At 35.5% G+C, this 17,454-nt stretch carries 19 protein-coding genes and 1 riboswitch; of the genes, 12 read left to right on the top strand and 7 right to left on the bottom strand.

What is annotated here, in order from left to right; all coding sequences use genetic code 11:
• Window positions 1–194: 194 nt before the first annotated feature.
• The 10 genes from J2772_RS07925 (at window position 195) to J2772_RS07970 (ending at window position 8,998) form a co-directional block, all read left to right on the top strand.
• On the top strand, window positions 195–1,199 hold the full coding sequence (locus J2772_RS07925; protein WP_209915414.1) for an AAA family ATPase: 1,005 nt from the start codon (window positions 195–197) through the stop codon (window positions 1,197–1,199).
• Window positions 1,199–1,654 (top strand): GNAT family N-acetyltransferase, encoded by a 456-nt coding sequence (locus tag J2772_RS07930; protein ID WP_209915416.1) that lies wholly within the window; start codon window positions 1,199–1,201, stop codon window positions 1,652–1,654. The genes J2772_RS07925 and J2772_RS07930 overlap by 1 nt, the downstream gene beginning before the upstream one ends.
• A gap of 100 nt (window positions 1,655–1,754) precedes the next feature.
• The gene (locus tag J2772_RS07935) at window positions 1,755–2,618 is read left to right on the top strand and encodes a DUF58 domain-containing protein (protein WP_209915418.1); all 864 of its coding nucleotides are present in this window, start codon (window positions 1,755–1,757) and stop codon (window positions 2,616–2,618) included.
• Between the two features lie 56 nt (window positions 2,619–2,674).
• Complete coding sequence (locus tag J2772_RS07940; protein WP_209915421.1) at window positions 2,675–3,571, top strand: BatD family protein; 897 nt, start codon at window positions 2,675–2,677, stop codon at window positions 3,569–3,571.
• Window positions 3,564–4,556: a VWA domain-containing protein gene (locus J2772_RS07945; protein ID WP_209915423.1), complete on the top strand. Its 993-nt coding sequence runs from the start codon at window positions 3,564–3,566 to the stop codon at window positions 4,554–4,556. The genes J2772_RS07940 and J2772_RS07945 overlap by 8 nt, the downstream gene beginning before the upstream one ends.
• Window positions 4,556–5,563, top strand: a complete 1,008-nt coding sequence (locus J2772_RS07950) for a VWA domain-containing protein (RefSeq protein WP_209915425.1) — start codon at window positions 4,556–4,558, stop codon at window positions 5,561–5,563. Before J2772_RS07945 ends, J2772_RS07950 begins: the two co-directional genes overlap by 1 nt.
• A gap of 99 nt (window positions 5,564–5,662) precedes the next feature.
• A complete protein-coding gene (locus tag J2772_RS07955) occupies window positions 5,663–6,409 on the top strand; it encodes a tetratricopeptide repeat protein (protein ID WP_209915427.1) in 747 nt (248 codons plus the stop codon).
• Complete coding sequence (locus J2772_RS07960; protein WP_209915429.1) at window positions 6,409–8,148, top strand: BatD family protein; 1,740 nt, start codon at window positions 6,409–6,411, stop codon at window positions 8,146–8,148. The genes J2772_RS07955 and J2772_RS07960 overlap by 1 nt, the downstream gene beginning before the upstream one ends.
• 44 nt (window positions 8,149–8,192) lie before the next feature.
• Window positions 8,193–8,795, top strand: coding sequence for a MarC family protein (locus J2772_RS07965; protein ID WP_209915431.1), 603 nt, complete (start codon window positions 8,193–8,195; stop codon window positions 8,793–8,795).
• Window positions 8,796–8,800: 5 nt separating this feature from the next.
• Entirely contained in the window at window positions 8,801–8,998 is a 198-nt protein-coding gene (locus J2772_RS07970) for a hypothetical protein (protein WP_066694630.1), read from the top strand.
• A 473-nt stretch (window positions 8,999–9,471) separates the two neighbouring features.
• Here J2772_RS07970 and J2772_RS07975 read toward each other — a convergent pair whose 3' ends face one another.
• The 5 genes from J2772_RS07975 to J2772_RS07995 form a co-directional block, all read right to left on the bottom strand.
• On the bottom strand, window positions 9,472–10,440 hold the full coding sequence (locus J2772_RS07975; RefSeq protein ID WP_209915433.1) for a chorismate-binding protein: 969 nt from the start codon (window positions 10,438–10,440) through the stop codon (window positions 9,472–9,474).
• A 223-nt stretch (window positions 10,441–10,663) separates the two neighbouring features.
• Window positions 10,664–11,092 (bottom strand): PaaI family thioesterase, encoded by a 429-nt coding sequence (locus J2772_RS07980; RefSeq protein ID WP_209915435.1) that lies wholly within the window; start codon window positions 11,090–11,092, stop codon window positions 10,664–10,666.
• A gap of 52 nt (window positions 11,093–11,144) precedes the next feature.
• On the bottom strand, window positions 11,145–11,729 hold the full coding sequence (locus J2772_RS07985; RefSeq protein ID WP_209915437.1) for a 1-acyl-sn-glycerol-3-phosphate acyltransferase: 585 nt from the start codon (window positions 11,727–11,729) through the stop codon (window positions 11,145–11,147).
• A gap of 316 nt (window positions 11,730–12,045) precedes the next feature.
• A complete protein-coding gene (locus J2772_RS07990; protein ID WP_209915439.1) occupies window positions 12,046–13,764 on the bottom strand; it encodes a PspC domain-containing protein in 1,719 nt (572 codons plus the stop codon).
• An 11-nt stretch (window positions 13,765–13,775) separates the two neighbouring features.
• Window positions 13,776–14,105, bottom strand: a complete 330-nt coding sequence (locus J2772_RS07995) for a PadR family transcriptional regulator (RefSeq protein ID WP_045499677.1) — start codon at window positions 14,103–14,105, stop codon at window positions 13,776–13,778.
• Window positions 14,106–14,577: 472 nt separating this feature from the next.
• Between J2772_RS07995 and J2772_RS08000 the strand changes: the two genes are divergently transcribed.
• Together J2772_RS08000 and J2772_RS08005 are read left to right on the top strand one after the other, a co-directional pair.
• Complete coding sequence (locus tag J2772_RS08000; RefSeq protein ID WP_209915441.1) at window positions 14,578–15,276, top strand: XAC2610-related protein; 699 nt, start codon at window positions 14,578–14,580, stop codon at window positions 15,274–15,276.
• A gap of 1 nt (window position 15,277) precedes the next feature.
• Window positions 15,278–15,868, top strand: coding sequence for an HD domain-containing protein (locus J2772_RS08005; RefSeq protein ID WP_209915443.1), 591 nt, complete (start codon window positions 15,278–15,280; stop codon window positions 15,866–15,868).
• 49 nt (window positions 15,869–15,917) lie between these two features.
• On the opposite strand, the gene J2772_RS08010 is transcribed toward J2772_RS08005, so the two are convergent.
• Window positions 15,918–16,301, bottom strand: a complete 384-nt coding sequence (locus J2772_RS08010; protein ID WP_047098292.1) for an acyl-CoA thioesterase — start codon at window positions 16,299–16,301, stop codon at window positions 15,918–15,920.
• Window positions 16,302–16,416: 115 nt separating this feature from the next.
• Window positions 16,417–16,598, bottom strand: a riboswitch (cobalamin riboswitch).
• 32 nt (window positions 16,599–16,630) lie between these two features.
• Window positions 16,631–17,428, bottom strand: a complete 798-nt coding sequence (locus J2772_RS08015; protein ID WP_209915445.1) for a hypothetical protein — start codon at window positions 17,426–17,428, stop codon at window positions 16,631–16,633.
• Between the last annotated feature and the right edge of the window lie 26 nt (window positions 17,429–17,454).

Below are 17,454 nucleotides of genomic sequence, written 5' to 3' on the forward strand. Positions count from 1 at the left end.
TTTATATAATGAATTGAATGATAATACGAAAGATTGAATTGTGACAATAGAATTATCGCAATAAAATTTATTTTGAATTCAAAATAACTTGTTAAACCCGGAATTTTTAACAAACTTTAACTCAAATATGGCATTCATTATGTTGATTAATGCAAGTATTTATCAGAAATTTACCACTTATTTTAAATCAAGCTATGTCAGATACATATCAAGCCGAGGATATCCGTCAGTTGACGGAAAAAGTAAAAGAAAAAAACTACTTATTTTCTCTTCTGAGACAGGAAATCAACAAGGTGATTATTGGGCAGGAATACATGGTAGACCGTCTGTTAGTCGGGCTTTTAGGGAATGGTCACGTTCTTCTTGAAGGAGTTCCGGGATTGGCAAAAACCCTGGCGATAAAAACCCTGGCAGATGCAGTTCATGGAGACTTCTCAAGAATTCAGTTTACGCCGGATTTACTTCCTGCAGATGTAGTGGGAACAATGATTTTCAATATTAAAGACAATGATTTTTCTATAAAAAAAGGTCCGGTATTTGCGAATTTCGTTCTTGCGGATGAGATTAACCGTGCTCCTGCAAAAGTACAGTCAGCACTTTTAGAAGTGATGCAGGAAAAGCAGGTAACTATTGGTGATGAAACCATGAAGCTTCCAAAACCATTTTTGGTACTGGCTACCCAGAACCCGATCGACCAGGAGGGAACGTATCTGTTGCCGGAAGCACAAAGTGACCGTTTTATGCTGAAATGTACTATTGATTACCCAGCTTTTGAAGATGAAAGAAAGGTAATGAGAATGGTTTCTACTTCCCATCAGCCAACTGTAAAACCGGTGATTGCACTTCAGGATATTGTTGATGCAAAAGAATTGATTAATCAGATCTATTTAGATGAAAAGATAGAAAAATATATTCTGGATATGGTTTTTGCAACCCGCTATCCTGAAAACTACGGATTATCCGAACTTAAAAACTATATCAGTTTTGGAGCTTCTCCAAGAGCATCCATCAACCTAGCCATTGCATCAAGAGCATATGCATTCTTAAAAGGAAGAGCTTTTGTAATTCCTGAAGACGTAAAAGCATTGGCTAAAGATGTATTGAGACATAGAATGGGCTTAACTTTTGAAGCAGAAGCAGAGGAAATCACAACAGAAGAAATCATTAACAGAATTTTAGCAAAAATCCAGGCACCATAATGAGTGATGTTGTAATCAGAAAAGCAGTTCAGGAAGACTGCGCTTCCATGCTGAAATTAATTAAAGAACTGGCAGAATACGAAAAAGCATTACATGAAGTAACCGTAACTCTGGATGAGTTTACAGGAGATGGTTTTGGGAAATCTCCGGTTTGGGGTGCTTTTGTTGCAGAACTGAATGGTGAAATTGTAGGGATCTCATTATATTATGATCGATATTCAACCTGGAAAGGGAGAAGATTGTATCTTGAAGATCTGGTAGTCACAGAAAAAATGAGGGGAAAACAGATCGGAAAACTTCTGTTTGATGCCACAGTAGAATATGGGAAATCAAATGCATACAGTGGAATGGTGTTCCAGGTATTGAATTGGAATGAACCTGCCATCAATTTTTATAAAAAATACAGCCCAAAGTTTGATGACGAATGGTTGAATGTATCTATTGAGTTTAAGTAAGAATTAGAAAACGGGAACTAGAAGCTATAATCATATATTGAAAACATATATTGAAAATCCTTAAACCCAAAACTTTCAACTCTAAACATAACAATCCTCTATGCAGATAAAAGATATTGTAAAAAAAGTAAAGCAGATAGAAATCCGTACCAGAAAAAAGACGGAGGCTGCTTTGATGGGGCAATATCACAGTGCCTTTAAAGGGCAGGGTATGACTTTCTCAGAAGTTCGCCCGTACCAGTTTGGTGATGAGATCAGAAGAATCGACTGGAATAAAACGGCACGTTTCCGTGAACCATTTGTAAAGGTAATGGAAGAAGAAAGAGAGCTAACCATGATGATTGTAGTGGATGTTTCTGCCTCTATGGATTATGGAACAAAAGCTCAGCTGAAAAGAGAATATGTTGCAGAAATAGCAGCCAGCCTGGGGTTTTCAGCAGCCGGAAATAATGATAAAGTAGGATTGATCCTGTTTGCAGATAAAGTATATAAAGTAATTCCTCCTCAAAAAGGAAGAAAGCACATCCTTTCCATCATCAGCAATATTCTTACGGCAGACTATGTTCCGGCAGAATCTAAAATAGATAAGGCGCTGGAATATATGATGGGAATTTTTAAAAGAAAATCTCTGGTCTTTCTGTTTTCAGACTTTCAGGATGAATATGATTCTAAAATGCTGAGAGTGGCATCAAAGAAACATCAGCTGCTTGGAATGAGGATCTATGATGAAAAAGATAATGAAATTCCTGATGTAGGGTATACTTTGTTGTATGATGCAGAAACAGGAAACGAAATATGGGCAAATACTTCCAGTGCAAGATGGAGATATACCTTTGCAGAAGCTCAGAAACAGAAATTAAGAGCGTTGGAAGATGATTTTGCCAATAGTTCGGCCAGTTTTATGAATATAAATACCGGTTCGGATTATTCAAAATTGTTGTATAATTATTTTCAGAAAAAATAACGACGGGTTTTGTTCGTCAATAAAACTTAGGCTTTAGCCTTTATTATTATTTAACATTGAAAAAAATACTTTTAATACTATCTTTTCTAGTCTGTGTAAACGCTTTTTCACAGATATTATCCTCCAATGTAGAGAAGAAAACCATTGCTCTGGGAGAAACCAATCACCTTGTTATTAAGATTGATAATCTTCATGATGAGCAGGTAAACTCTGCGGCCAAAAATGAATTGCTGCCTTTTCACTTTGAAGAAACCAAAGACAGTATCGGGCAAAATGCCAATTCATATGAAAGAAAAATAGAATTTGCAGTTTTTGAAGAAGGGAAATTTACCATTCCTGAACTGGAGTTTAAAGTAGGAGATAAGCTACTGAAAACTATTCCTTACGAAATAGAGGTCATTAACACGGCTCAGAAGGCAGACCAGATTAATGATATCATGAAAAATAAGGAGGTGAAGCTTGATGCCAAAGATTATTGGGAACTGTACAAGTTTTATATTTTGGCAGCATTGGCAGCCATTGCCCTGATTATTGCCATCATTATGATTGTAAAATGGGGCAGAAAATCGAAAAGCTCTCCAGTGGTAGCCACCAACCAAACTTTGAAGGAATTGGATTCCCTTAAAAAGAAAAAATATATTGAAGGAGGCAATTTCCGTTCATTTTATGTGGAATTGATTGAAATTTCAAGAAATTTTATTACCAAACAATATCATCTTCCGGCAGATGTTCTTCTGACTGATGACCTTATTGATGTTATGAAGAAGAATAATACCATTTCTCAGGATAATGAGAAAATCATAGAGGAAGTATTCCTGAGAGGAGATTTGGTGAAATTTGCCAAAACATTTCCTGATCAAGCGGTGATGGAGAAGGATTTTGCAGAGATCAGAGACTTTGTGAAAAGATCATCCAAAGATTTAGAATTCGAAAACTTAAGAAAGGATGTTTAGTTTTGAGTTTTACAGTCCGTGGTTTTTACTGCTTTTTCTACTGTTTATTCCTCTTATCATAAAAGATGCGGGTAAAAAGAAAAGAAAAGGTATAAAAGTTCCTACCATAAAAAATATGGGAACGAGCGGTGGAATACAAGGTGTTCTTTTCTTATTGAAGATATCAAAGTATATCATCCTTTCGGCGCTTATTATTGCTATGGCAAGACCGAGAACCTTTACGGTTTCACAGGATAGAGATGATACCAAAGGAGTAGATATTATGCTGTCTATTGATGTTTCGCTCAGTATGCTGGCGAAAGATTTAAATCCGGACCGTATTACAGCCCTGAAGGATATTGCCGTTAAGTTTGTTCAGAAACGCCCGAATGACAGGATAGGAGTAGTTGCCTATGCTGCAGAAGCATTTACCAAAGTTCCTGTTACATCAGACCATCAGGTCGTGATTGATGAGATCAAAAATCTTAATTCTACAGGTCTTGAGCCGGGAACAGCCATCGGAGAAGGTCTTTCCGTTGCAGTGAATCACCTGATTAAAAGTAAAGCCAAAAGCAAGGTTATCATTTTGATGACGGATGGGGTAAGTAATATTGAAAATGCAATCCCGCCACAACTTGCTGCAGAACTGGCAAAAAATAATAATATAAAGGTATACACCATTGGTATTGGAACAAATGGTTATGCCCTGATGCCAACAGCTGTAGATTTTTTCGGAGACCTTATTTTTACTGAAGCTGAGGTAACTATCGATGAAAATACGTTGAGAGAAATTGCTCAGACTACAGGTGGGAAATATTTCAGGGCTACTTCTAACAGTAGTCTTGAAGAAGTATATGATGAGATCAATCAGTTGGAAAAATCTGATGTAAAAGTATCAAAGCTGTATGACTATGAAGAGTATTTCAAGATCTTTCTTTGGATAGCGTTGGCGATGTTGATACTGGATGCATTAATGAGATGGGTATTTTATAAAATTTTAAGCTGATGAGTTGGTCTTTAGGAAATTATTGGTATTTATTTTTACTGTTGCTACTGCCGCTGTTAGCTTCCTTTTTGGTTCGTTTTTTAAAATGGAGAAAGAAAAAGAGAGATATCTTTGCTGCCAGCCAGTTTCATGAAAATTTATTTGAAAAGAATTCGGGATTTACAAAGTTTTTTCCTGCGTTATATCTGTTGGGTACATTGTTTCTGATATTTTCAATCATCGATCTTTTGAATGGATCCGAAGAGGTAAAAAGTAATCAGAGGTTGAATAATGTCATCTTTATGATGGATGTTTCCAACTCCATGAATGCTGAAGATATTGAGCCGAGCCGTCTTACAGAAGCCAAAAATCTGATGATGCAGACCATGTCGAAAATGAAGAACGATAAGATCGGAATTGTCATTTTTGCAGGTCAGGCTATATCAATAATGCCTTTAACAACAGATTATAATTCTGCGGAAACATATATTGGGGCTATTGAAACCAACTCCATGAAGATCCAGGGAACAGATTTTCTGAAAGGAATGCAGGCAGCCACTGAGAAATTTAAAAATGTAAGCAAAGGATCCCGAAAAGTCATATTGCTGAGTGATGGTGAAGATAATGAAGGGAATGACAATGCAGCCATAAGGCTTGCTAATAAAGAAGGGATTACCATTACCTCTGTAGGAATAGGAACAGATGAAGGAGCTCCGGTTCCTGTATACAACGATGGACAATTGATGGGCTATAAAACGGATGTTAATGGAAATACTGTTATTTCCAAAAGACAAACTGAAGCCTTGAGTAAAATGGCAGGTTCTACAGGAGGAACGTATATTGACGGAAATAATATCAATGAAGCTCCGGACAGGATCATTGATGCTCTTAATAAAAAGTCTTCAGGATCAGAAACACTGGTGAAATCACAGAATGCAAACCATTATTATCAATATTTTTTAGCTGTATCTATCCTGTTTTTCTTTTTAATTTATATTTTTAATCCCAAAAATGATTTCAATCTATAGTTTTCCTTTATTTATAGAAGAAAATCTATAGGTACTTTAACCCAATTTTAACAAATAAAACTCTGTTTCTTAACATATAAAGAAATAATTTTGCAGATAATGAATACTAAAATCATATTTTTATCGTTTATAGTTGCTTTCTCATTCTCAGGCTTTTTGTTTGGGCAGGAAAACTACAGAACTTTGGTTCATGAAGGCAATCAGAAATTTGACGGTAAAGACTATGATGGAGCCTCTTCCAAATATGTAGAAGCTGTAAAATCCAATGATAAAGATTTTACGGCCCATTACAATATGGGAAATGCTCTGTATAAAAGTAAAAAGTATGAAGAAGCAAAAGCGGAATTTGAAAAAGCACAACAACTTTCACAAACTCTTCCAGATAAGGCAGCTGCCCTTCATAATTTAGGAAATACCTATATGCAGATGAATCAGCCGGAAAAAGCGGCAGATTATTATAAAAAATCGCTTAAACAAAACCCTTACAGTGAAGCTACCCGTAAAAATTATGAGATTGCCAAACTAAAGGAAAAAGAAAAGCAACAAAACAAAAGCGAGCAGAATAAGTCCGGAAAAGGCGGCGGTAGCGGTAATGATCAGAACAAAGGTGAAGATCAGAAAGGTGATAAAAAAGACCAAAGACAGGATCAGGGAAATGGCCAGCAAAACGAAGGCAAAAGTGACCAGGGCAATCCTCAGCAAAATCAGAATAATGAGGGCAGAATGCCAAAAAACCTTGAAAATCAGCTTTTAGATAAAATAAACGAAAAAGAAAAAGAAACCGCCAGAAGAATTTTAAACAAGAATTCTTATTCGATGCCCGAAAGCAACGAGAAAGATTGGTGATGAAAAACAAATTGATTTACATATTGCTTACTTTAGCATCCGTAATTACTTACGGACAGGTAAATCTTTCTCTTGATGCTGATAAAAACGAGTATGGAGGTAAGGATATTGTAAACCTTACAATAGTTCTTGAATTGAATGGGAGTGACCTTGTTCAGCAGACAGGTTTCCAGCTTCCGGATCTTTCAAAATTCAATATTATCGGCAGCGGATCCGTAACCAATACCGTGATTGATCCTGAAACCAATACGCTTATTACTCAAAAAGTATCCAGAATTGCTCTTGAACCTAAGAAAAAAGGAAAGATTAAAATTGGATCAGTATTGGTTACCGTCAATAATAAAATCTACAAAACTGAACCTTTCGACGTTAATATCCGAGATATTGTTGAAAAGAAATCCTTAGCCAGTAATACTTCCAATGAAGTATATCTGAATATGGAGATTGAAGACAGGAATGTATATCAGGATCAGCCTACCATTGCTGTTCTGAAGGTATATTCCAGAAATATGGATAATCTTAGAAAAGTAAAGAATATCCGTCTTCCACAACAGGAAAATATCAACGTGCACCCTATTAATTTCAATAAATCTGAAATTGATCCGTCTGATAACGGAAATATGGCATCACAGATCCTGGCGATGTTTATGGTATTCCCGAATGAAGCCGGATATGTTGAAGTGCCTGGAGTATCAGCATCCGTAAGTTCTTATTCAAATAAAAATAAAATTGTTTCCAATAAAGTAAAAATTAATGTAAGAAAACTTCCGGAAGGTGCCCCTGATGGTTTTAAAAATGCAGTTGGAAATTTCAGCGTAAGCGTTTATAATACTACGAAAGAAAAACCTGAAGCTAAAAAGCCATTGAATGTTGTTGTAAAGGTTGCAGGAGAAGGAAACTTACCGGATCTGGTACTTCCGAAAATTGCAGCATCTCCTGATTATGAAGTTTTTGCTCCAAAAATCACTTCAAAGGTTTTTCCAGGCAGCACGGGGATGAAAGGAGAAATTTTTGCCAATTATGTAGTAATTCCTAACAAATCAGGAGCTATTTCTATTAAGACAGAACCGTTTGCTTTCTTTGATCCTGAGAACAAAGAATATATGGATCTGGGGCAGAAAACATTGGATGTAAATGCACTTTCCCACGATCAGGTAATGGAATCCCGCTCTACAGTAGAGAAGGTGAATGAATATACCAATAACCTTTTGGAGACGGTAGATACTCCGGTTCTTAAAACCACTTCATTTAAAGTAAAAGAAAAGAGCAAATTCCACTGGAATATTCTTTTAACCAATATTGGCATTCTTTTAGGCTTATTTATTGTGTATCTGTTATTTAAAACTTGGCAAAAAAAACGTACATTAGTTAGGGAAACCATACCTCAAAAACCTTTGGGTTCTGTGGCTGAAACGGAAAAAGAGATTAGAGAGTTGCTGAAAACGGATATCAACGATTATTTTGGTTATCTTGAAAATCTCAAAGATAATGGCGATTATGAAAAGTTTTTTGTTACACTGGAAGAATTGGATCAGGAAGTGAGAAATCAGTATTTTCAAGGCTCTGCTGCAGAGTTTAAGACCTTTCTTGAAAAGCATAAAGGTTCTTCAGTTGCTGAACAGTATGCAAGATTGCAGCAGAAAATTCACATGGAGAAATATGCTCCTGTGAAATCTCATGATGGTATAGAAGAACTTTTGAAAACAATTGTTAATTTATATTCACAAATTAGCAAATAGTTAATTTATTTTCATATTTTTGCGAAATTTTTAATTACAAAGAGATGGAAATTTTTGATGGTTTCTCTTTTAAAGAGATCGTTACCAGCTTTATGGTTCTTTTTGCCGTTATCGATATTATCGGCTCAGTTCCCATTATAGTAAGCCTTCAGCAGAAGTTCGGAAAGATTGAAGCTGGTAAGGCTGCAATTACTGCGGGAGTAATTATGATTGTTTTCCTATTCGTAGGAAATAAAATCCTAAAGCTCATCGGAGTAGATGTAAATTCATTTGCGATTGCCGGAGCTTTTGTGATTTTTGTCATAGCGCTGGAAATGATTTTAGGAATTGAGATCAATAAAACAACCGAGGCAAAGGCTGCTTCTATCGTACCCATCGCATTTCCACTAGTTGCAGGAGCAGGAACTTTAACAACGGCACTATCCCTCAGAGCTGAATTTCATGATATTAATATTATTTGCGGAATTATTCTTAATACAATTTTCGTATATTTGGTGCTGAAATCAGCGAAATGGTTGGAGCAGAAAATAGGAGATGCTACTTTGATGATTCTTCAGAAAGTTTTCGGTATTATCCTTTTAGCGATTTCAATTAAATTATTCACTGCAAATTTTGCCCAATTGGTGCTGAATTATGTTAATTTTTAAAAATTATGAAGAAGTTTTATAAAGTATTTTTAGTACTGTTCATCGTTTTCATCGCTATTAATTTGTATGCTATCAACTGGCAGAATGACCTTATTGCTGATGAAGACAACATTAAGTTTGTATTTTCTGCATCTGCTGCTGCAATAGGTCTTATCCTTCTTTTTGTAATGGATACCTGGAGTCGAATTGGTGTAAAGAAGTAAATTAAATATTTATATAGATATAGCCTCTTTCTTTTTTGAAGGGGGTTTTTTTATGGATAAAAGATAAAAGATAAAAGATAAAAGATAAAAGATAAAAGATAAAAGATAAAAGATAAAAGATCTTGTCGTTAAACAACTATTATCCATGCGGATGTCAGCATCAATAGGAGGGGGCTATAATCCTGAGCATAGACAGTAGGTTTACGAAGGAGAAAGTTCACGAAGGAAGCCCTGCCAGCCAAATGAATTTAGAAACCGTTCCATCGGCTTTAGCCGAAACTTATTATTGAAACACAAATAACATAGAAGGTTTCACGAATTTTATCATGATTTAAAAACAGATCTTAGAACACTTGGTCATTATAAAAGAACCTAAAACCGCTTCATCCAATTATTTATTCTGAATATTAAAAATACGGTATAAGAAAGGAATCTGTGAAAATCCGTGCAAGTCTGTGGTTAAAAAAACTTTGTTAAGAAACGACCAGATTTTTCAAAATAGCTTCAGATTTTAGCTCTGTTTCCATCCATTCTTTCTCCGGACTGCTCTGGGCAGTAATTCCACCGCCTACAAAAACATGCACAGAATTCCTGTATAATCTTGCACATCGAAGATTTACAAAATAAAGAATACTCTCTTCTGTTTCTACTTTGATATAACCGGCATAGAACTCACGGGGGAATTTTTCATACTTTCGGATGTTTTCATTGCAGAAATCTTTAGGAATGCCACAAACTGCCGGAGTAGGGTGCAGGTCCTGAATTAAGCTATCAAGATCATTGGGTTCTATTGTTGTTTTAAAATCTGTACGAAGATGTTTGATATTGCCGGAAACATGGTCATATGTTTCAGATTGCACAACTTGGTCTGAATAGTTTTTAAGAATATTCTGAATGTAAGTGGTAACCGGTTTCTGTTCTTCAATCTCTTTTTCCGTCCATTCTTCAGTCGTTGGAAGAGTTCCTGCCAATGCCATAGTTTCAAATTCATGGGTAGCTTTATTAAACTTACCTAATACTTCAGAAAAAGCTCCCATCCATGCATTTTTCCCCTCGTTAAACATATATCTGAAGGCATTGGGATAGGTTTTACATAGATTGTCAAAACTTGCTTTATAATCAATTGTATTGAAGTTTGTAAAGATCTTTCTTCTTGAATAAACCAATTTAGGAAGATTATTTTCTTTAATCACTTCAATTACCTGTTGTAAAGTACTGCAATATTCTTCTTTAGTTTCTGCTGTAAAATCCGTTACGTCTTCTGTCAGGGACTTATTGGTGATGGAAATACCATTACTGTTTGCAAAATCAACCTTGATGATGCTTCCATTAAAATTGATCTGATTCAGGCTGTTATAAGAATGAAAATGGACTGCATTTTTATCAGTTGTTTCCTCTACAGTATATAATCCTTCGTTGAAGGGAAGTTTGAAATAAATCATGAGTTATGAACGGATTTTGAAAATCACTCACCGGAAATAATATAGGAAATTCCGAAGTTGATTTTCCTTTCTGCAAAGGTATTATTAGTCTTAAAGATCTCAAAATTATATGAGCTTTTTTTTAAGGAAACATGTTTCTTAAGATGAAAAAAACAAAAGCTTGCAGTAAGGATATAAAAAAAGCTCAATTTTTTGAGCTTTTTAATTTTTATGGATATTCAACCTATCTATTAATGATATTATTCGTCATGGTCGTATGGTTGATGAGCGTTCCCTTTTCATCTCTGATTTCAATTTCAGAAACGTGCATTGTTTTTCCTTTTCGGATGAAGCGCGCAGTTGCCGTTACAACTCCGTCTTTTTTACTTCTTAGGTGATTGGAGTTGATATTGGTTCCTACACCATAGTATTTATCGCTGTCAATAAAGATATTAGACAGGCTTGAACCTAGAGTTTCAGCCAGTACACAGCTTGCTCCGCCATGCATGATTCCGAAAGGCTGGTGCGTTCTTGGAAGGACTGGCATGGTAGCAGTAAGGGTTTCATTTTCGAGATCGATATCAATGAATTTAATTTCCATTGCTTTTGCCAGGGTTTCGCCTCCCCAGTTATTGATGAATGCTAGTATTTCTTCTTTTGTCTGACCTTTCATTTTTATAATAGATAAGAGATGATTGATAAATGATGATGAGAAATTATTTTTATTATTCTCCTGTTCCCATAATATTAGGATTCCAGTTGGCAGGAATCTTAGGTACAATATCGTTTTTCACATAATAATCCTGAATTTCCTGCATGATTTCAGAAAACGGAACAGATGCAATTCTTTCGTAAGGAATGGTGTAGCCAAGGTATACTATATTTCTTTTGAAATCTCCTGCTGCCAATACAATAGGCACTTTTGCTGCCATAGCCATATGATAAAACCCTTTTCTCCATTTTGGAACCCAGCTTCTTGTTCCTTCGGGAGTAATTACAAGACTGAAATCTTCTTTGGCAAATTGGCTGGCTACAAAATTTACGAGGTCATTTTTCTGGCTTCTGTCGATGCCTATCCCTCCAAGTCCTTTTACAATACCTCCATACCAAGCCTTGGTGTGTGCGTCCTTAATAATGATTTTTAAAGGCTTATTCAGAGACCAATAGGCAAAGTTTCCTAAAATGTATTCCATATTATGAGTATGCGGTGCTACCACCAGAATACATCGGTTCAGGACGTTTACATCGCCTTGTAGAACGACTTTCCATCCTAATAATTTTAACATCAGTTTACCTAACAGCTTTTTCATAGATTCTTGGATTAAAAACAAAAAAAGTATAACCAATTTGGTTATACTTTTACAAATATATTGAAATATTATTGCTCTTAAAACAAACCGTTGATTAAATCTACGATTTTCATTACGAATTCCATTGCAAATTGTATCATAGTAAAAGTGTTTTTTAGTGTTGATTTGGTTATTAAATTTTAACTGTACGAAATTATAACAATTTTTCCATATAGAGAACTAAATATTAGTTTTTTTTCACTTTTCTGAGAGAAGAATGGTGTGAATTTCAAACGGTTGCTTTCCATTCACACCTTCTACCACTCTCTGTAGTTAATTATTTAGTTTGTATGGATATCTCGTTTTTTCCGTCCTTTATTTTGATGTCCACATCTTTGTTAATTTTTTTAATATCAGATGCTACAGAATCAATTACTTTCTTAGCTTGGTTGTTCGGAACTTTTTTACCGTTGATGATAACGCTGTCTTTATCATCAGAGTTATATTCTATGCTGGAACCGTTTACCGTGATCTTATTTTTCTCGATTCTGATTCCGTTGTGATTTTCATCTCTGTCTTGGTCATCATCATCCATACCATCTCCGTTCAGGTCTCCGTCAAAGTCAATTCTGTCTTTCTTAACAGGAATTACTATTGTGCTTTGAGGAACTACAAGCTCATAATTTACTCTGTAATCTCTGAATCTGTGTTCATACGGATATTTGATGTAGTTAGGAAGCATTACTTTATTATTTACAACCTCTACAGGAACATTTACCTGAATTGGGAAATTATAACCGTTTCCTTCTTTTTTGATGATTAGGTATGGGGTTTTTACTTCCGGTTTTCTTGTCACTTCCACAGAGATATAATCTTCTTCATACACTGATCTTTTATCAGAATAAATGTCATCATCATAGGCTTTATAATTCTGTGGAATGCTTACCTGTTTTACATCTACATACACTGTATCAGAAGTAGTGTTGATAGCTACATTTTCAATATCTTCCTTGCTGCCTTTGTAGATCAGGTTTTTCTTCGCCATGCTGATTCCGAAATAAGTTCCAAGCCCGATCAGAAGAAGAAATAATCCACCAACTACCCATCCAAGATTTCTCAGTTTTGTTTTTGGAGAGAATATCTTAATACTTAATAAGCTGAAAAGGATAGCAGGAATTAAACTTCCTATAATCATGATAGCTGCCAGCACTTTATCCAGACCGTTATCATCCATATAGAATCTGATCTGATTAGCGCCAGGGAAATCTGTATCCATTCCGAAAAGGGCAAATAATACAAATACTCCGATAATACTTCCTACAGCTACCAATACTGAGAATGCCCCGATGATATATTTGAATATATTCCAGATCCCACTTCCGGCATTGTTGATGTATGGCTTGTTTTCGTTGTAGATTTCTCCAACTCTCTGAGTAGATTCATTGGCAAACTGTACCAATTTATTAGACTCATTCTTAAGATTGTCGAAGTTCATAGGCTTTCCCTGCATCTTCAGGAAATCTGAAGCGGTTTGTGCTTTTGGAAGTACCAGCCAAAGGATCAGATAAAGCAGTAGAATTACTAAAGCACTTCCTGCTGCAGGAATCATTACCAAGAAAACAACTACCCAGATAATTCTCATCGCTGTAATATCCATTCCTACATAATGTGCTAAACCTGCACAAACACCTGCAATTTTCTGTTTTTCAGGGTCACGGAATAATTGTTTTTTGTCTGTATAATGACCACCTGTATTGGTATTCTTAGTTGTATTTTTTTCAGAAAAATAAGCTTCTTCCTGTTCTTCAATTTTCTCAGGAGTTCCGATCTGTGCGATTACTTTTTCTACATCGGTATCGTTAACCACTTCACGTTTTCCCAGAGAATCTCTGAAGATCTCCACCATTCTTATTTCTATGTCATGCATTACCTCATCTGCTTCAGAAGCGTCCAGTGAGCTTCTCAGAGCGTTCAGGTAATCGCTGAGCTTTATATATGCGTGTTCTTCTATTGTGAAAGAAAAACCTGCGAGTCCTATTGAGAGTGTCTTGTTCATAGCTTTGTTTTTTAATGTTGTTGAGTGATTTGGTTTACTGAAGCTGTAAGCTCATTCCACGTATTTTGAAGTTCATCCAGGAAAAGTTTTCCTTTTTCTGTGATCTGATAATATTTTCTTGGCGGTCCGCCTGTAGATTCTTCCCATCTGTAAGAGAGAAACTCTCCGTTTTTAAGTCTTGTGAGAAGAGGGTAGAGGGTGCCTTCAACTACATCCAGTTTTCCTTTTTTCAGTTCATCAATAAGATCAGAAACGTACATTTCGCGATTATTAATGAGACTTAGAATACAGAATTCCAGAATTCCTTTTCGCATTTGCGCTTTGGTATTTTCAGTATTCATCTTTGATAATTTTTGTTAATTAAGGTTATATTTTTAGAAAGATGCTCCTAGCTAGTTGAGCCTATTCTAATTTTACATTACAAAGATATGTAAATAAAATGGTATTATGCAATACAAAGTAGTGAAATTTTTAAAATAAAACATTTAAATATCTGATAATCAGTTTTATAATTTTTAATCTTAATTTTTGATGACTTTGTTTTGAGAGAAAAAAGTTAAAAAAAATGACAAATTTTGGAAAATATGGGAATGCAGATAGGGTAAAGATTAAGGTTTTTAATGATGGTAATAATGTTTTTAGAATGTTCAGATCCTTATGGATGATAAAATGGGTGTTCATAATTTCAGTTTCTATCGCTCATCACCTGTCAATTATCGTTTAAATATATTTGAGTTTTGAAATCGGAACTATGATTCGTATTTTTGTTTGAAAGTTTTTATAAAAACATTTGAATCCAATATGACTATGAACATGAATATTTTGAATTATTACAGGAGTTTATCCGCTTTTATATTATTAGGTCCATTATGCTTTGGGCAATATCAGTTTAGGGTTAAAGATGCCTCTAAAAACTATGATGCCATCATTCATATAGACAATTGTTTCAGTGACAATTGTATGGATAAGGGAACCGTTGAATTATTTGATAATAAAAATAGTAAAGTGCAGACCTTTACATCAGATAATTTGGTGTTGAATCTTGGAGAAGGACAGAGACTGGAACGTGGAAAAGTGATCTCATTAGCCAAGGACCAAAGTCCCCTTATTTTTGGTGACTTTAATTTTGACGGAACGGAAGACCTTGCCATAAGAAATGGCAATATGGGAAACTACAGTTCTGCATCCTATGATGTATATGTATTCAATAGTACCAGAATGGCTTTTGTAAAAAGTAAAGAACTTACGGACCTGGGATCAAATTATTTTGATTTCTTTGAAACAGATCCGGTTCGTAAGCGCATTATTACTTTTGGAAAGGATGGGTGCTGCCGATTTTTCACTACAGAATTTGAAGTAATTCCTAATAAAGGACTTGATAGAGTGCTTGAAAAAGAAGAAGACAGCAGTGAAGAAGGGTATGTGAAAGTCATTATAAAAGAAAAGAAAAACAATAAATGGACTACCAGAACCAAGGTATATCCATCAGATCAATATAATAGAGAAAAGTAAGATGAAGATTCAAAAAGAGATCGATTTTATCCTGGCAGTAGATGCCCTGAAAAATGTACAGCGAAGAAATTATAATGCGGATGATTCCAGAAGAGAAAATACAGCTGAGCACTCTTGGCAGATTATTATTTTGGCACAAATCCTTTATCCTTATGCTAAGAATCGAGCGGATATTGATTTGTTGAGAGTGATTAGAATGCTTTCCATTCATGATCTTGTGGAAATTGAAGCAGGAGATACTTTCCTTTTCGATGAAGCTGCTATGGTAGGGAAGTTTGAAAGAGAAAAGATTTCTGCACAGAAGATCTTCGGAATTCTGGATGAGCCTTTACGCTCGGAATTTTTTAATCTATGGCTTGAATTTGAAGAAGAAGCTACTCCGGATGCAATTTTTGCTTGCTCCATCGATAGAATTATGCCTTTCATTCTGAATTCGTATACTTCAGGAAAAAGCTGGACGGAAGCTGGTGTTACTGAAAAGCAAATCAGAAATATGCTGGAAAATGCCATTACCAGGGCATCAGATGAAATGGGTGAGGCTTTTGAACTGCTGTTGAGCAGAAGTATGGAAACAGAAAAGGTTTTAAAATAAATAGACTATAAAGTTTCGGGCGGCCAAAGGCCGCCCGAAACTTCTTTATTTATAGTATCTGGATTGGTTTCTTGAATTCATCAATCGCTACAAAAGTAAAATCACCTACAATTGCTTTTTCTCTTTCGTAAGAATACATTTGCTCTGTATAGATCTCAACGCTTACTTTCATACTGGTTTTTCCAACATATGAAACTTTTCCGATTAGTTCTACGATAGTTCCTGCAGGAATTGGCTTTTTGAAATCGATTTTGTCACTGCTTACTGTTACCACTCTTTTTCTTGCGAAACGGGTAGCGGCAATAAAGGCTACTTCATCCATCAGCTGCATGGCAGTACCTCCGAAAAGGGTGTCGTAATGATTGGTTGTGTTAGGGAAAACCGCTTTAAAGATTCTGGTTTCGGCAGCTTCAATTCTTTCTTCTGTAGTCATATTTCATTATTAATTAAGGCGAAATGAAATAGTATCAAAACAACAGAATAATGACAGGAACTTTAGAAATCCCTGAAATAATCCATCAGATCAATAAAACTTCAAATCGCGAAAGTTTCTTGTTTAAGAAATCGGCAGGTCTCCTGACTTGTAACATCATTTATCTCCTTCCCATGCCTCGCACAGTGGATCTTTTGATAAAGATTTCAGTTACTTACAGTTGCGCGACAGTCCGTGATTTTCACACGGTTCCCTTTTAATCTGCGGTTATGCAGAACCAGTTTCTGTGATGAATAAGCGTAAACTTTTTCGGTGCAAAAATAATGAATTTATTCCGGATTATGATAAATAATCTGGCTGATTACTCTTCCCTTTTTGATAGTCCAAAGAGTAGTATATCTGTATTCCCCTGTACCATTGATCATATAAAGGAAAATATTGTCATTGTCCAGAGAAGTTACACCTATATTGTTGAAGTCCATTGTAGGCTGGAACATATTTTTAATAGCTTCTCTCACAAAAACAGAACCTCTTCCAGGTTGCTGGAGTCTGATCGATTTGATCTCGGTCATTCCTTCAGGAAGATCATTTCCTATTCCCCATGGTTTTACTTTATCAATGGTAAGAAGCTTTCCTTCGGCATCTTTTTCCTTTTTACGGTAACCGGCATTGGATGGATAAACATCAATAACAACCTTGCTTCTTTGTGCAGTAGGAATCTTAGGATCAGAATTATCTGTGAAGATGAGTGATTTTCCGTTTTTAGACTTAGAAGGAGTATAGGCTGGAAGCTGATCTACAAAGGCAATACGTTCTTTATTTACCATTCCTTCTTTGTCAAGAGTTTCATAGCGTACAAACGGTTTGTCTTCATCTTGCTTTTCAGGATATTTGATCCAGATCCATTCCGTTTCTCCCGGAGCAGGTTTTACATAAACAAAAACATCCCCTTTACGCATACGGATCTTGTCTACAATTTTTCTGTAGTTATCCTTATGTACGCGTACATTAGCATATCCTTCTTCAGCTTTTACAACCCCAAAAGGAACTTTATTCTGACCTTTAACGAATGCTAAAGAAAAAATACTGAATGCAGACAGGTACAATGCTTTGTTTACTGAAATCATCTTAACAAATTTTAGATCTCCAAATA

The organism is Chryseobacterium jejuense (genome assembly GCF_017877355.1).
Lineage (GTDB): Bacteria > Bacteroidota > Bacteroidia > Flavobacteriales > Weeksellaceae > Chryseobacterium > Chryseobacterium jejuense_A.

Bases quoted from the DNA above. Each gene is read 5' to 3' on its own strand.
- J2772_RS07925 (WP_209915414.1), top strand. From the start codon at position 195: ATGTCAGATACATATCAAGCCGAGGATATCCGTCAGTTGACGGAAAAA.
- J2772_RS07930 (WP_209915416.1), top strand. From the start codon at position 1,199: ATGAGTGATGTTGTAATCAGAAAAGCAGTTCAGGAAGACTGCGCTTCC.
- J2772_RS07935 (WP_209915418.1), top strand. From the start codon at position 1,755: ATGCAGATAAAAGATATTGTAAAAAAAGTAAAGCAGATAGAAATCCGT.
- J2772_RS07945 (WP_209915423.1), top strand. From the start codon at position 3,564: ATGTTTAGTTTTGAGTTTTACAGTCCGTGGTTTTTACTGCTTTTTCTA.
- J2772_RS07950 (WP_209915425.1), top strand. From the start codon at position 4,556: ATGAGTTGGTCTTTAGGAAATTATTGGTATTTATTTTTACTGTTGCTA.
- J2772_RS07955 (WP_209915427.1), top strand. From the start codon at position 5,663: ATGAATACTAAAATCATATTTTTATCGTTTATAGTTGCTTTCTCATTC.
- J2772_RS07960 (WP_209915429.1), top strand. From the start codon at position 6,409: ATGAAAAACAAATTGATTTACATATTGCTTACTTTAGCATCCGTAATT.
- J2772_RS07965 (WP_209915431.1), top strand. From the start codon at position 8,193: ATGGAAATTTTTGATGGTTTCTCTTTTAAAGAGATCGTTACCAGCTTT.
- J2772_RS07970 (WP_066694630.1), top strand. From the start codon at position 8,801: ATGAAGAAGTTTTATAAAGTATTTTTAGTACTGTTCATCGTTTTCATC.
- J2772_RS07975 (WP_209915433.1), bottom strand. From the start codon at position 10,440: ATGATTTATTTCAAACTTCCCTTCAACGAAGGATTATATACTGTAGAG.
- J2772_RS07980 (WP_209915435.1), bottom strand. From the start codon at position 11,092: ATGAAAGGTCAGACAAAAGAAGAAATACTAGCATTCATCAATAACTGG.
- J2772_RS07985 (WP_209915437.1), bottom strand. From the start codon at position 11,729: ATGAAAAAGCTGTTAGGTAAACTGATGTTAAAATTATTAGGATGGAAA.
- J2772_RS07990 (WP_209915439.1), bottom strand. From the start codon at position 13,764: ATGAACAAGACACTCTCAATAGGACTCGCAGGTTTTTCTTTCACAATA.
- J2772_RS07995 (WP_045499677.1), bottom strand. From the start codon at position 14,105: ATGAATACTGAAAATACCAAAGCGCAAATGCGAAAAGGAATTCTGGAA.
- J2772_RS08000 (WP_209915441.1), top strand. From the start codon at position 14,578: ATGAATATTTTGAATTATTACAGGAGTTTATCCGCTTTTATATTATTA.
- J2772_RS08005 (WP_209915443.1), top strand. From the start codon at position 15,278: ATGAAGATTCAAAAAGAGATCGATTTTATCCTGGCAGTAGATGCCCTG.
- J2772_RS08010 (WP_047098292.1), bottom strand. From the start codon at position 16,301: ATGACTACAGAAGAAAGAATTGAAGCTGCCGAAACCAGAATCTTTAAA.
- J2772_RS08015 (WP_209915445.1), bottom strand. From the start codon at position 17,428: ATGATTTCAGTAAACAAAGCATTGTACCTGTCTGCATTCAGTATTTTT.